We start from the raw sequence: 14,437 nt of genomic DNA on the forward strand, positions 1-14,437 counted from the left end.
ACTGATATAATTATATAGCATCCCATTCATTATATATATTAAAAATTTATGAATCATTTTGTCTTTTTCGACACTTTTTTCCCGGTTTCGGTTTTCTTGGCGGTAGCTTTTTTAGTTGTGGTTTTCTTAGCCTCTGTTTTGCCGGATGACTTTTTAGCAGACGTATCACTTCCGCCTTTTTGTGAAAAGACAACCTTGTCGTCCTTAAGTCCTATTGTGACATTGCCGTCACGTTTGATATTTCCCTTAAGAAGCTCTTCTGCCATAGCGTCCTCAATCACTGACTGAATGGCTCTCTTCAGAGGTCTCGCACCCATTTTGGCATCTGAATATTTCTTTACCAGGAACTCTTTAACGGGCTGTGACATCGTAAGATTAATTCCGAGCTGTTCCTTACATCTCTTGGACAGATTCTTACTAAGAAGTGTCACTATCTCCATCATCTCTTTCTCATTAAGAGGATGGAATACCATTATCTCGTCTATACGATTTATGAATTCGGGCTTAAACAGGCGCTTAACCTCCTCCATAACGCCGCTCTTCATGTTCTCGTAGTCCTTCTTCTCATCGGAAGCAGTATCAAAGCCAAGCTTTTTGGGCTCGATTATCCTCTGCGCACCTACATTGGATGTCATGATAAGGATTGTATTTTTAAAGCTGACCTTGCGTCCTTTTGCATCGGTAATATGTCCGTCATCAAGAACCTGTAGGAGCACATTGAAAATATCCGGATGTGCCTTCTCAATCTCATCAAAAAGGATTACAGAGTAAGGGTGACGTCTCACCTTCTCGCTGAGCTGTCCGCCTTCATCATAGCCAACATAGCCCGGAGGAGATCCGATCATCTTTGATACGGAATGACCTTCCATATACTCTGACATATCTACTCTTATGAGAGCATTCTCATCACCGAACATTGCCTCAGCAAGTGCCTTGGAAAGCTCTGTTTTTCCCACACCTGTAGGTCCAAGGAAAAGAAATGACCCAATAGGTCTGTTTGGATCCTGAAGACCGACTCTGCCTCTTCTGATAGCCTTGGAAACAGCCACAACAGCATCTTCCTGTCCTATAACTCTTTGGTGCAGAATTTTTTCAAGCTTGAGAAGTCTTTCAGACTCCTTCTCCGCAATTTTCTTAACGGGGATTTTAGTCCACATTGCAACTACTTCCGCAATGTCATTCTCTGTAACCACATAATCTGCATTCTTTTCCTTCTTATCCTCTGCAGCTTTCTTGCGGCCATACTTCTTTATAAGTGCTTCCTGCTCTCTGTGAACCTCTCCTGCTCCAACAAAATCTTCCTTTGCAAGCAGCTCTTCCACCTTGTTATCCATCTCTCTGATTTCCTGCTCCATTTCACGAAGAGCAGCTGTTGACCCGGTGAGACGAAGTCTTACCGCTGAGGAAGCTTCGTCGATAAGGTCTATTGCCTTATCCGGAAGATTTCTGTCATTTATATATCGACTGCTGAGGTCAACAGCAGCCTGAATAGCCTCGGGCATTATCTTTACATGATGATGCTCCTCATACTTTCCTACTATTCCGTTAAGGATTGCAAGGGACTCATCCCTGTCAGGCTCCTCAACGCTTACAGGCTGAAATCTTCTCTCAAGAGCAGCATCTTTCTCCACGTACTTACGATATTCTGTAATGGTTGTGGCACCGATCATCTGTATCTCGCCTCTGGCAAGTGAAGGCTTAAGGATATTGGAGGCATCGATAGCACCCTCAGCACCGCCGGCACCGATAAGTGTGTGCATCTCATCCACAAAAAGAATAATATTGCCATCATCGATAACTTCTCTGATAACTCTCTTAATTCTCTCTTCAAACTCACCTCTGTACTTGGAACCGGCTATCATACCGGACAAGTCAAGAGTCAGAAGTCTCTTATTCTGAACTGTAAAAGGAACATCTCCAGCAACAATTCTCTGAGCAAGACCTTCAACAACTGCAGTTTTGCCAACACCCGGTTCACCGATCAGACAAGGATTATTCTTGGTCCTGCGGCTTAATATCTGGATAACACGCTGAATCTCATTATTCCTTCCGATAATCGGATCAAGCTTGTTATCTGACGCAAGTGCAGTTAAATCCCGACTGTACTGGTCAAGCATAGAAGGTTTCTTTTTGGCATTATTTTTCCTTCCAAGATCCTCCTTTACAAGATTAACATCCTCGCCCATAGCAGCCAGAGTCTCAGCATAAATCTTCTGAATGGAAACATTCATTGTTCCGATCAGTCGAACTGCCACATTCTCTCCCTCTTTGATGAGTGCGAGAAGAATATGCTCTGTTCCTATCTTATCAGCGCGGAATCTGTCAGCCTGTTTTGCTGCCTCATCAAGGACATTCTCAGCTCTTGGTGAAAAGCCCTCTTTATCAAGAAGTGTGAGATTTCCACCCTCAACAATGAGGTCTCTGATGACATCCATCATCTTATCCTCATTTATTCCGTTATCAATAAGTATTCTTGAAGCCACACAGCCCTCGGTTCTGATAAGTCCCATCAAAAGATGCTCAGTACCAACATAATTGAGCTTTAATATTCTTGCTGTTTTTCTTGCAAGCTTCAGCGCTTCCTGCGCTTTTTCAGTATATTCTTTATTCAAGTAAACTCCTTTCTCCGCAGTTAAATTAACTTTGTGCGAAAAAGTATTTGATTATCACAGTCCGTAATTGCTATAAATCTCGTCAACAAGTTCGTGTATCTCGTTCTTCGTCACGCCCTTGCACATAGCCCTCGCAAGAACTACGCTAAGCATGTCGTGTGCCTCATCCAGCGCCTCCAGCTTATTAAGGTCAATCGCTATAATAGCACCGCGCCTCCTGTCAATCTTCACAAAGCCTTCCTGCTGAAGGATGGTGTACGCTTTATTCACGGTATGCATATTAATACCGATCATCTCAGCAAGCTGCCTCACGCTTGGGAGCTGTTCTCCCTCCCGGAACTGAGACGTGGCAATACCCATTATGATCTGATTGCACAGCTGCACATATATCGCTTCATCACTGTTAAAATCAATTTCAATTACCATTGAAGTCTCCTTTCCTGTGATACGTTAAGTATAACAGAGGACGGCATGATGTCAACAAGGTTTCGCTGCCGGAGAGAAATTTCACAAAAAGAAAAACCACGGCATTTGCCGTGGTTTTTGTACTGTTCATCAATTCCTATCTTCATCATCAAGATCAAGGAATTCGAATTCGAAATCCTCATCATCAAGAAGGAAGTTACGTGATTTACGTCCTGCAGGAGCCTTTGGAGTTACCTGTCTGGGCTCTTCGTATCTGTCTCTGGAAGGAGTAACACGCTCCTGTCTCTCTGCTCTCTCAGGCCTCTCAGGTCTCTCGGGAGAAATAGATCTCTTTATCGGTCTGTCCTCAGTCAAAAGAGATGCTGCTGAACCCATGGGAGCTTTTCTTTCCGGGGCTGATGTTCTCTTGCTGTCTGCTACAGTTCTGCCGCGAGGTGCATCATCATCGGCTGATCTGTCAAATAACTTTTTAGCAGGCTTAGACTGCTTCGGAAGATCATCGTATTTATTATTCTTCTTGGAGGAAGTATCATCCTCCTCATCCTCGTAATACATATAATCACGAAGCTTATAAACAAGAAGGAGTACCCCGAGCACAAGAAGTGCAATTACTATAGCCATTCCGATGAGTGCGCCTTTAAGCTTTCCAACCTGCTCCTGAAGAGCTGTTGCCTGCTGACCTGCCTTAGCATAATCAAGAAGGTCATTAAGCTTAACCTGGGTACTCTCTACATTATCGTAAAGATACCATACTTCATTGCCTGTTCCGTCATCTTTATATGCAAGGGAAAACTCGCCGTTTCCTACGGAAGGATCAATTACAGGCTGTTCAGCAACCTGTTCACCCTCTGCAGGCTGTCCTTCAGTGCCTTCAACAACCTCACCCTCTATAGGCTGCTCACCCTCTGCAACAACTGCCTCACCGCCATCGCCTTCAGCCGGGGCATCTGCTGCGGGAGCACCTATCTGAACAAGGTCTGCTCTTACAAAACCTGTTCTTCCGCTCTCGCCAAACTTAATCTGATACCATTTCTTGGAATCAGTCCCGTTTGCTTCGCCTATAACAGTAACTCCGTCACCGTTCTTTACTGTTCCTAAATTACTGTAGCCTGTACCTGCGCCGGATCTGACATTTGCGCTTTCAACAGTAACAGTTGCAGCCTGCTCAGCTATTGCGCTAACCTGGGTCTCGGGAAGAGATTCACCGGCAGTACCTGCATTGGTACTCTTTGTCTCACCGGACTTGGAAACCAGATCACTTCTGATATAGCCGTATTCATTACCGTTTACATAAATCCTGTACCACACATATCCCTGTGAGTCGGTTGTCTCATCAATAATATCAACCTTATCACCATTATTCAGACTGGATACCTGCTGTGAAGATGTGCTTGCTTCAGATCTCACCTTAACATTGGAAGATGTAATGGTTCCGGTTGCAGCCAATACTGACATAGGCTGGGCAAAAACCATGGCACCTGCTGTGAGCATTGCAGCCGCACATAAAGCCATATTACCTGCTTTTCTATTTGACATATTCAATATACCTCCAATACAGTGCAGAACTTAATTCCGCACCTATATATTTCAACATTTGGTGCTATTATACCACACAAACCACAATATGTCAGATTTCTTCTATAGCTTTTCCAATATCATGTCTCATATATTTATTATCGAAGGTTACCCACTCAGTTGCTTCATAGGCTTTCTTTCTCGCATCAGAGAGAGTATCACCCTTTGCGGTTATTCCGAGAACACGCCCTCCGTTTGTTACAACCTTTCCGGCATCATCAAATTTTGTGCCTGCGTGGAAACAATAGTAACCATCTTTATCCTTAAAATTCTCAAGGCCTTTGATTTCCTTGCCTTTTTCATAGTTTACAGGATAACCGTCTGAAGCAAGGACAACACAAACTGCCGCCTTGTCCTCAAATCTGAGGTCCACCTTATCAAGAGTACCGTCTATTACAGCCTCGCAGACCTCGATCATATCAGTCTCAAGTCTCGGAAGGACAACCTGTGCCTCAGGATCACCGAATCTTGCATTGTACTCAAGTACCTTGGGGCCATCCTCAGTAAGCATAAGACCGAAGAAAATAACTCCCTTGAACTCTCTGCCCTCTGCTCTCATGGCATCAACTGTCTTCTGATAGATGTGCTCTTTACAGAAAGCATCAACCTCTTTAGTGTAGAAGGGGCTTGGTGAAAAGTTACCCATACCGCCTGTATTAAGACCTGTATCGCCGTCACCTGCTCTCTTGTGGTCCTGAGCAGAGCTCATAAGCTTTATTGTCTTTCCGTCAACAAATGAAAGTACTGAAACCTCACGGCCGGTCATAAATTCCTCAATAACCATCTTCTTACCGGCGTCTCCGAACTTTCTGTCCTCCATGATTTCACGTACACCGGCCTCAGCGTCAGCCTTTGTCTCGCAAATAAGAACACCCTTTCCGAGAGCAAGACCGTCAGCCTTAAGAACGATGGGGAATTTAGCAGTCTCAAGATATTTAAGCGCTTCCTCCGGATCCTCGAAGGTTTCGTAAGCAGCTGTGGGAATATTGTACTTTTTCATAAGATCCTTTGAAAAAGCCTTGCTTCCCTCAAGAATAGCCGCATTTTTCCTGGGGCCGAATACTCTTAAGCCCTCTGCCTCAAAAGCATCTACGATGCCTCCTACAAGCGGATCATCCATACCGATAATAGTAAGGTCGATTTCTTTTTCCTTTGCAAAATTAACAAGCTTGTCAAACTCCATGGGAGTTATCGGAACACACTCAGCAAGCTCTGCAATTCCGGCATTACCGGGTGCACAGTAAAGCTTATCAAGGTGCTTACTTCTTGAAACTGCTTCTGCTATGGCGTGTTCTCTTCCGCCTCCGCCAACGATTAATACTTTCATATTATCCTCCTAAAAACCCTCATCCGGCACTTCGTGCCACAACCCTCATCCGGCACTTCGTGCCACCTTCCCCCTTTAAGGGGGAAGGCTTTAGTTTAGTATTTACCACCTTCCCCCTAAGAGGGGGAAGGCTTTTGTATTTTTATCCTTCAAATATTTCTCCGGCGCTTTTGCATTTTTTCCTTCAAAATTTCTCCGGCGCTTTTGCATTTTTCCTTCAATATTTCTCCGGCGCTTTTGCATTTTTTCCTTCAAAAATTTCTCCGGCGCTTTTATAGTTTATCCGGGTCATATCCTTCAATAACTACTTTACCGTCCACTATCTGAACCTTGCCGTTTGCAATAAGGTCGATAGCTCTTGGAAGTATCTTCCATTCTGCCTGTTCCATGATGCGCTGCTGCAGACTCTTTGCAGTATCATCAGGACGTATCATAACCGGTTTCTGAAGTATTATCGGACCGGTATCCGTTCCCTCATCCACAAAATGAACAGTCGCACCGGATACCCTTACGCCTCTTTCCAAAGCCTTCTCATGAACCTTTAGGCCATAGAAGCCGGTACCGCAAAATGATGGAATAAGTGACGGATGAATATTTATTATTCTTCCGCTGAAAGCTTTGACTATTTTCTCCGGAATTACAACCAGACAACCTGCAAGAACAATCAGGTCCGGATTTTCCTTTGTCAAAAGCTCGTAAAAAGCCTCATTAAAAGCAGCACGGTTTTCAAACTCAGCAGGGACAAGGACATTAGTCCTTATCCCATGCTTTGCAGCTCTTTCGAGAGCGTAAGCATTTCTGTTATTGCTGAAAACCATGCTGATATTTGTATTGGTTATTGTTCCGTTCTCCACGGCATCGATTATAGCCTGGAGATTTGTTCCACCGCCTGAAACAAGGACTGCAATATTTAGCATATCTCTACTCCCTTGTCTCCGGCTTCAACAGTTCCTACAATCCATGCCTTCTCGCCTGAAGCCTTGATAGACAGAAGAGCCTTATCGGCATCAGCGGGATCCACGGCAATTACCATTCCGAGTCCGCAGTTAAAGGTGTTAAACATCATCTTTTCATCAAGATCACCTGTTTTCTTCATAAGGTCGAAAATTGCGGGAACCTCGTAGCTGCCCTTTTTAATAACTGCCTTGCAGCCATCGGGAAGCATTCTTGGAATATTTTCATAGAAACCACCGCCTGTGATATGGCTGCAGCCCTTAAGAATAATACCGTCGTTCTTAATCTGCTTAAGCATCTTTACATAAATTCTTGTGGGAGCAAGAAGTGCCTCTCCGAGAGTGCATCCGAGCTCGTCATAGTATTTCTCGAGACTCTCTTTGGTCATATCGAATACTTTTCTTACAAGTGAAAAGCCGTTGCTGTGAACACCGCTGCTGCCAACACCGATAAGTGTATCACCCGGTTTTATTGTGCTGCCGTCGATCATGTCGCACTTATCAACAACACCTACGGCAAAACCTGCAACATCATATTCATCCTCAGGCATAAGTCCGGGATGTTCAGCTGTCTCACCGCCGATAAGTGCACATTCAGACTGCTTGCAGCCCTCCGCAACACCTTTAACGATCTCTGCTATCTTCTCGGGATAGTTCTTGCCACATGCTATATAGTCAAGGAAGAAAAGAGGCTCACCGCCTGCACAGATTACATCGTTTACGCACATAGCGACACAGTCGATACCGATAGTGTCATGTTTATCAAGAAGGAAAGCAAGCTTTATCTTTGTACCTACGCCATCTGTTCCGGACAAAAGTACCGGGTCCTTCATATTTTTGATGTTAGCAAGGGAAAAAGCACCTGAAAATCCACCAAGGCCTCCAAGTACCTCAGGTCTTAAGGTTTCCTTTACATAACCCTTGATCATGTCAACTGATTTGTAGCCGGCCTCAATATCAACGCCTGCATTTTTGTAGTTAAGCTCTGCCATGTTTTCCTCCGTTTGACTCTCTTAAAAAAAATATTTTTCAGTTCTAAAATCAATAATTCTTATAGCCAACTTCCTGAAGGTGCTCATCCTTTTTGATAACAGCTTCCTTCAGTCCCTTTGAGTAATCCTTAAGCTTAGATAGAAGCTCCAAGTCACTTGTAGCAAGAATCTTAGCTGCAAGAAGTCCGGCATTAGCGCCTCCGTTAATAGCTACAGTAGCAACAGGAATGCCTGTGGGCATCTGTACAATACTGTAAAGTGAATCTCTTCCGCCTAATGAAGTTGTATGCATGGGAATTCCGATAACAGGCATTGGGAAGATTGCGGCGCACATACCAGGAAGATGTGCTGCCATTCCTGCTCCGGCAATGATGACTTTAAAACCTTTTTCCTCGGCGCTCTTTGCGTAAGTGAAGAACTCCTCGGGTTCGCGATGTGCTGAGATAATGTTCATCTCATAAGAAATCCCCAGCTCATCAAGTATCTGTGCTGCTTTGGCCATGACCGGCATATCCGAATCAGAGCCCATTACGATTCCAACCTGTGCCATTTTTTCTTCTCCTCTGTAAATGCCAGTTTATATCTGACTTAGATAATATAAACGCAACTATCGCAATCCTACCACAAGATACGGTCTGTTAGCAACTGTATGAATTCTTCAAAATTTCAGCTTTTTCTATGGCTTTCTTAAGCTTTTTTTCCAATTGCAAAAATTTTTTGAAATGAATGGCAAAGGATTCCCCATTATCATTCCTTATAGCCTCTTCCATCAAAAGAGCTTCCCCTACAAGCTCTGCCGCACCTATAAGCCTGGCATTATCCTTGGCAATTCCGACCACAAATTTAAAACTTTCAGGATCGGATCTGTCATATTTTTTTTCAGCAAGAGTCATTGCATTCTCTTTTATGTACTCCTGCAAAATTTCCATATAAAAAGAAGAATCAAAAAGGCAGTACCTTTTTGCCGCATCAAGGTCGATTCCTTTAAGCCTGTGCTTTAGCATTTCCCAGGTATTCTCTTCGTCATCACTCTTTGCGACTTTGTATTTTTTTAGAACAGACAAAATTACCTCGGCTGAAAAAGGCTTTCTCATATAATCGGAAAAGCCTGCCTCAATATACATCTGTCCATCCTCTGTCGAATCATTGGCAGTAATCATTACAATTGGCGTGCCTTCACAGAGCTTCTCCCTTTTTATCACTAAAAGCGCCTCCATCCCATCCATCACAGGCATGAGATGATCCATGAAAATAAGGTCAAAGTTCTCCCCACGCACCAAATCGACTGCCTCCTTTCCATTAAAGGCAATCTTCGTCTCCGGTCCGTTCATCCTGACAATCTCAGAGAGAACTTCAGCATTCATTTCAGCATCATCAACTATAAGAACCTTAGCCATAGACCTCATTATCTCCCATCATATACAACAGGCCGAAAGCTCCGCTTCCGTGTATAGCAGCCATGGAAGCAGACTCCTTCTGAATGATTATCTCTTCAAAGCTCATTATATTACTCACCCAGCGCCTGATATCCTCTATTTCGGCAGTAGACAGATCTGAATGTGTTATAAAAAGCAGTTTTCTGTCAATAGGAGCATACTTGGTAAGCTGATCCTCAACATACGATTTTCGTGCCTTTGAAGCGGTACCAACCATCATCTTACCGAGAGTTCCGCGTCCCTCTCTGAAAAGAATGGCCGGCTTTAGCATAAAGATACGACTGATACCGCCCGTTCTTCTTTTAATTCTTCCCATACGTATAAGGTAATCGATATTATCAATAAGAAAGCTTGTATGAATCCTCTTCTTAATGACATTAAGTTCTTCTATGCATTCCTGAACATTTTTACCCTCCTGACAGAGCCTTATTGCCTGAAGAACCAGAATTCCGATTCCGCTTGAAAGGCTCTCGGAATCCACGACGGTAACCTTATCAAAGGATGCTGCTGCCTCCATTGCCACATGGAAAGCACCTCCTGCCTTTCCCGACATACTGATGTGAATGATATTTTCAGCATCAGACAAATGGGATGCAAAAAAGTCCTCATATTCCTGGACAGTCGGAATCTCTGCCGACAGATCATCCCCACCGGTTTCACGCATATATTTAAGTACGCCCTCCGTCTCAACCTCAACACCATCAAGAAAGGCACCGTTCTTTGTCTTGATATAAAGGGGGATTATTGGCACTCTGTGTTTTTCAAGAATCTCCTTAGGAAGGTCGCAGGCACTCTCTGTCGTTATGAGAATAGGCAGTCTTTCCTTTGAAGACAAAAGCTTTTCCTCATCGGGATCGATATATGTAGGACTTGTCCTGTGAATCTTTTCAGCGGGAAGGACACGAAGAAGCGTATTTTCCAGCATCTCTCCTGAGACAGGCTTTAACAGATATCCATCAAATCCTGCAGCCCTGTACTTTGCCTGATCGTCGGCAGATGAATAGGCAGTCGTGACAATTACCGGAGTTTCTCTGCACATACCTCCAACCTGAGACCTTATCTCCCTCAGACACTCAATACCATCCATTTCAGGCATCTCGTAATCCATGAAAATACAGTCATACTCAATCTCAGCGCACCTTGTAATGCACTCCTGTCCGCTCTCAGCCTGATCGATAACCATTTTGGTGTCTTTTAACAGCTTGGCAGTAACAAGCCTGTTCATCAGATTGTCATCAACTATAAGGATTCTGCAATTCGGAGCCTCAAAGCTCTGTCTGTAAAACTGATTGGTCTCGCGTTTTCTTAAGGTTTCAATCGCCATATCACCGATTGGCTCATCGGAAACAAACTCCTGCGGAATTGAGACCGTAAAAGTCGAGCCCTTGGTATAAATACTGTTAACCTGAATCTCACCTTCCATTGCACTTGTCAGCTGTTTTACAATTGCAAGGCCAAGACCTGTACCGTTGATGCCTTTTGTCTGCTCAACATTTATTCTCTTGAATTCATCAAACAGATACGGCATGCTGTCTCTCTTTATACCCATTCCGGTATCTTCTATTGAAAAAATAACAGTAATCTTATTATTGCTAAGTGGCTTCCACTTCACAGTAATCTTGACGCTGCCTTCACTTGTATATTTGATGGCATTGCTTATGATATTCATCAGAATCTGCTCGATTCTCACATCATCTCCCACAAGCTTTCTGGGAATTGTCTTATCTATATCGACATAAAAAGCAAGTCCCTTTCTCGACGCCTCTTCCCAGATAAGGTTGACCGTTTCGGAGAGAAGCAGTGCAAGATCATACTCTGTCGGAACAATTTCCATCTTGCCGGATTCAAGCCTGCTCATATCCAGAACATCATTAATAAGAGACAACAGAATCTTGCTGGCACTCTTTATATTCTGAGCACTCTCTGCCACCTCCTCGGTTGTTGCATTTCTTAAAATAATCTCATTAAATCCGAGAATTGAATCAAGAGGAGTCCTTATCTCATGGCTGACACTTGAAAAGAACTGCCCCTTTGTCTGCCCGAGGTCTTCAATCTCCTTTTTCTGCTGCTCGATTATCCTATTCTCCGATTTATAAATCTGAGTCTGAAATAAAATCATTATTGTCAGAAGAACACTGACGAGAATTACACTTGTAAACGAGTCAAAAAAGCCTGCTTCCGTGGTATGCATGACTACAAATTGCGGATATTTGTATGCCAGGTAATATGAAATAGCCATTGTCACCATGCCTACACCAAGAAGGACATACTTTCTTTTTCCTTCAACAGTCATACCGATATACGCATAGCCAAACACAAACCATACGGGAGATCCTCCGAAAATCCCTCCGCCAAGAATAAAAGCCAATGGCAAAATGATAACAACGAGAATAACGGCTATTAGCGTTGCTCCCTGCTGTACCTTGTGCCTTTTTATGGAAACATTAATGATTAATGAGAAAAACAGAAGGGATCCTGCGATAACAATGATATTTACTACATCATCACCGACAATCATCCCTATAAAAATCAAAAGGAACATCGATACAAGACCAATTATCGGAATTACAGAAAAAATTCTTTCCTGCAGGGTCTTGTTTCGATCATTTGCCACATTAAACAAGCGATTTATGATCATGATGCATTTCCTCCGTAAACTCGCATAATGTCTGATCTTACAGCAGCAATATTCCGTTTTAGGGCATCGTGATTGGCAATTATGAAAGCTTCCCACTTATCGTCAGCAGCCTTCTCAATTTCAGCAGCTTTTCGCGATAACTCGTAAGCCCCTATTATTCTGGTCGAAAGCTTTAAAGCTTCAAGCTTTATCCTATAATTTTCCCAGTCTCTTGTATCGTAAAGCGACTGAAGCTCTTCTATGATTCCGTCCGCTTCCCTGTCAAACTCAAGCAGCATCTCTGCATAAAAATCATTGCTACCCCGGCATATCCTGGTTCCTTCAGCTGCATTTAAAATATTGGAATTACCTGCATAAATATTATTTCCATACAGAGAATCCCCGGCATCCTCCGGAACAGTGCATGTCACATATTCCCACATGGTTGAGGGCAAGAGCTTTTTAAGTACACGCTCAAGCTCAGATATCTCAATAGGCTTTGCCAGAAATTCGTCAAAGCCTTCCTTCATGAACATTTCTCTTACACCGCTCACCGCATTTGCAGTAAAAGCAATGATCGATGTGTGATCATCAGGTCCGGCATTATGCCTTATCATCTTCATGGCTTCCACACCGTCAACATCAGGCATCATATGATCCATGAAAATAACATCATATTTCTTCTTCTCACAAAGGCGCACTGCCTCCGTTCCACTATGGGCAAGCTCAGCATCCATACCGTAGCCTGCAAGGATGCCCTTTGCCACAATAAGATTCATTTCCTCATCATCAACAACAAGAGTATTTACGTTATTAAATACAAGCTTCTTACCGCTTGTCTCCGGATCAAATTCCCAAACTGCCATTTTCCTGTTAACCGCATTTACTATTGAATGGCTGAAAACAGGCTTTCGTATATATATAACCTTACTGTTATCAGGAATTTTGAATGAAGCCGATACTGAGGCTATTACAGAAATATCGTTCTTCAGATTTTCATAATACTCAGCATTTTCTTCATATTCTTCCTCTGCGATTATGATATGCGTAATCTGATTCATGGAACAAAGACTCTTTAATTCCTCAAGCTCCGGAACCTTGTGGATTGGCACCGAAAGCCCTTTAAGGATATTCATGATCATCGCATTGTAATACTCTCTTATGGCAGGACTTCTGTACTTATCATTTCTGATATAGCAGGCAATCTCCAGTTTTTCGGGATGATCTACCACAACACTCGGGCTGTCATCTATAACAGTCTGAGGAATTGAGACAGTAACTCTCGTACCCTTTTTAATCTCGCTCTCGATTCTTACAAAACCGCCCATTTTTCGAACAAAGCCAAATACTATGGACAGACCAAGGCCAATTCCTTCAGCTCTCCTGCTTCGTCCGGAATCAATCTGATACATACCCTCAACAACCCTGATTCTCTCGTCCTCTGTCATACCGATTCCGGTATCGGTTACTTCAATACACAGATTTACACCATACTCCTTTTTACGTGTGAAAAGCCGCAGGTTTACAACTCCGTACTCATCCGTAAATTTGATGGCATTAACCACAAGATGTCGCATTATTCTCTTAATCCTTGCGGCATCACCTTCCATTCTCGCAGGAATATTCGCATCCATATCAATTACAAGCTCAGGTACCCCCGGCCTGTTTGGACGAAATTCCGTAGCAATATCATTAACAATTGAAGATATTCTGTAGTCATCCTCCGACAGCACAAGTGAACCTGTATCAATCTCCGTGTAGTCAAGAATATCCTCGATTCTGCTGAAAAGTCTTTTACCTGCACCTTGGATGGCAGTAAGATCTGCCTTCTTTTTTTCCTCACGCTCATCATTTATGAGAAGTCCCGACAAACCGGTAACAACGTTTATGGGTGTGCGCAGCTCATGGGATATGTTAGCCATAAAGTCTTCTGATTGCTGTTTCATGTCGCTCAGCTCACGCTCAAGTTCATCAGCCATGCCTTTTGAAACCGCAAACATCTCGCATATATATCCGGCAACACGATCCGCAAGAATTACCGCCAGAATATCCAATATCAGAACTGCGATCGAAATCTGCTCAAAGCGCTCTACCTTAGCAACCATAAGTATCAGATGGTAACTGATCAGCATCAGATAACCCATAAAGAAGATACGCAAAGAAGCCTTTTCCTCCGTCAAAGAAAAAAGCATCATGGATAGCACTATCATCAGCGTCGCATTATACAATTGTTCAATATGGGAACCGTAAAAGAAAATTGCCAGAACAATGAACCCGGCATAGACAAAAACCCGGAATCTAAAAACAAATTGTCCGGAAACATAAACACTCCATGAGATGACAACTCCGATAAATATTATCGGAATCGCCCATAACTCCCATGAACTTGTTACAGATACAATCGCAAGGCCAACAGAATATATTGTATAGCAAAAAAGTATTACTATTTGGATACTTTTGCGTATTTCTTCATTCCGTTTGCCTCTGTCCATAACTGCA

11 protein-coding genes are annotated in these 14,437 nt (G+C 43.2%); all 11 read right to left on the bottom strand.

The window, feature by feature from the left end:
• Positions 1 to 53 precede the first annotated feature (53 nt).
• Positions 54 to 2,612 carry an ATP-dependent Clp protease ATP-binding subunit gene (locus BV60_RS0113280; protein ID WP_029322508.1) on the bottom strand — a complete coding sequence of 853 codons (2,559 nt, stop codon included), beginning with the start codon at positions 2,610 to 2,612 and terminating at the stop codon, positions 54 to 56.
• A gap of 54 nt (positions 2,613 to 2,666) precedes the next feature.
• Positions 2,667 to 3,038 carry a GntR family transcriptional regulator gene (locus tag BV60_RS0113285; RefSeq protein WP_029322510.1) on the bottom strand — a complete coding sequence of 124 codons (372 nt, stop codon included), beginning with the start codon at positions 3,036 to 3,038 and terminating at the stop codon, positions 2,667 to 2,669.
• 129 nt (positions 3,039 to 3,167) lie between these two features.
• The gene (locus BV60_RS0113295) at positions 3,168 to 4,574 is read right to left on the bottom strand and encodes an SH3 domain-containing protein (protein ID WP_029322511.1); all 1,407 of its coding nucleotides are present in this window, start codon (positions 4,572 to 4,574) and stop codon (positions 3,168 to 3,170) included.
• Between the two features lie 91 nt (positions 4,575 to 4,665).
• Entirely contained in the window at positions 4,666 to 5,940 is a 1,275-nt protein-coding gene (purD, locus tag BV60_RS0113300) for a phosphoribosylamine--glycine ligase (protein WP_029322513.1), read from the bottom strand.
• A 102-nt stretch (positions 5,941 to 6,042) separates the two neighbouring features.
• Positions 6,043 to 6,195, bottom strand: coding sequence for a hypothetical protein (locus tag BV60_RS23210; protein WP_156036090.1), 153 nt, complete (start codon positions 6,193 to 6,195; stop codon positions 6,043 to 6,045).
• Positions 6,196 to 6,212: 17 nt separating this feature from the next.
• Entirely contained in the window at positions 6,213 to 6,857 is a 645-nt protein-coding gene (gene purN / locus BV60_RS0113310) for a phosphoribosylglycinamide formyltransferase (RefSeq protein WP_029322515.1), read from the bottom strand.
• Positions 6,851 to 7,885: a phosphoribosylformylglycinamidine cyclo-ligase gene (gene purM / locus BV60_RS0113315; protein ID WP_029322516.1), complete on the bottom strand. Its 1,035-nt coding sequence runs from the start codon at positions 7,883 to 7,885 to the stop codon at positions 6,851 to 6,853. Before purM ends, purN begins: the two co-directional genes overlap by 7 nt.
• Positions 7,886 to 7,934: 49 nt before the next feature.
• On the bottom strand, positions 7,935 to 8,435 hold the full coding sequence (gene purE, locus BV60_RS0113320; RefSeq protein ID WP_029322518.1) for a 5-(carboxyamino)imidazole ribonucleotide mutase: 501 nt from the start codon (positions 8,433 to 8,435) through the stop codon (positions 7,935 to 7,937).
• Between the two features lie 88 nt (positions 8,436 to 8,523).
• Positions 8,524 to 9,282 (bottom strand): response regulator, encoded by a 759-nt coding sequence (locus tag BV60_RS22095; RefSeq protein ID WP_051656726.1) that lies wholly within the window; start codon positions 9,280 to 9,282, stop codon positions 8,524 to 8,526.
• Positions 9,275 to 11,959 carry a DegV family protein gene (locus BV60_RS0113330; protein ID WP_081846689.1) on the bottom strand — a complete coding sequence of 895 codons (2,685 nt, stop codon included), beginning with the start codon at positions 11,957 to 11,959 and terminating at the stop codon, positions 9,275 to 9,277. Before BV60_RS0113330 ends, BV60_RS22095 begins: the two co-directional genes overlap by 8 nt.
• The gene (locus tag BV60_RS0113335; RefSeq protein ID WP_029322523.1) at positions 11,956 to 14,430 is read right to left on the bottom strand and encodes a hybrid sensor histidine kinase/response regulator; all 2,475 of its coding nucleotides are present in this window, start codon (positions 14,428 to 14,430) and stop codon (positions 11,956 to 11,958) included. Before BV60_RS0113335 ends, BV60_RS0113330 begins: the two co-directional genes overlap by 4 nt.
• Positions 14,431 to 14,437: the final 7 nt, after the last annotated feature.

Source organism: Butyrivibrio sp. AE3004 (genome assembly GCF_000703165.1).
Lineage (GTDB): Bacteria > Bacillota > Clostridia > Lachnospirales > Lachnospiraceae > Butyrivibrio.

Bases quoted from the DNA above. Each gene is read 5' to 3' on its own strand.
- BV60_RS0113285 (WP_029322510.1), bottom strand. From the start codon at position 3,038: ATGGTAATTGAAATTGATTTTAACAGTGATGAAGCGATATATGTGCAG.
- BV60_RS0113295 (WP_029322511.1), bottom strand. From the start codon at position 4,574: ATGTCAAATAGAAAAGCAGGTAATATGGCTTTATGTGCGGCTGCAATG.
- purD (WP_029322513.1), bottom strand. From the start codon at position 5,940: ATGAAAGTATTAATCGTTGGCGGAGGCGGAAGAGAACACGCCATAGCA.
- purN (WP_029322515.1), bottom strand. From the start codon at position 6,857: ATGCTAAATATTGCAGTCCTTGTTTCAGGCGGTGGAACAAATCTCCAG.
- purM (WP_029322516.1), bottom strand. From the start codon at position 7,885: ATGGCAGAGCTTAACTACAAAAATGCAGGCGTTGATATTGAGGCCGGC.
- purE (WP_029322518.1), bottom strand. From the start codon at position 8,435: ATGGCACAGGTTGGAATCGTAATGGGCTCTGATTCGGATATGCCGGTC.
- BV60_RS22095 (WP_051656726.1), bottom strand. From the start codon at position 9,282: ATGGCTAAGGTTCTTATAGTTGATGATGCTGAAATGAATGCTGAAGTT.
- BV60_RS0113330 (WP_081846689.1), bottom strand. From the start codon at position 11,959: ATGATCATAAATCGCTTGTTTAATGTGGCAAATGATCGAAACAAGACC.
- BV60_RS0113335 (WP_029322523.1), bottom strand. From the start codon at position 14,430: ATGGACAGAGGCAAACGGAATGAAGAAATACGCAAAAGTATCCAAATA.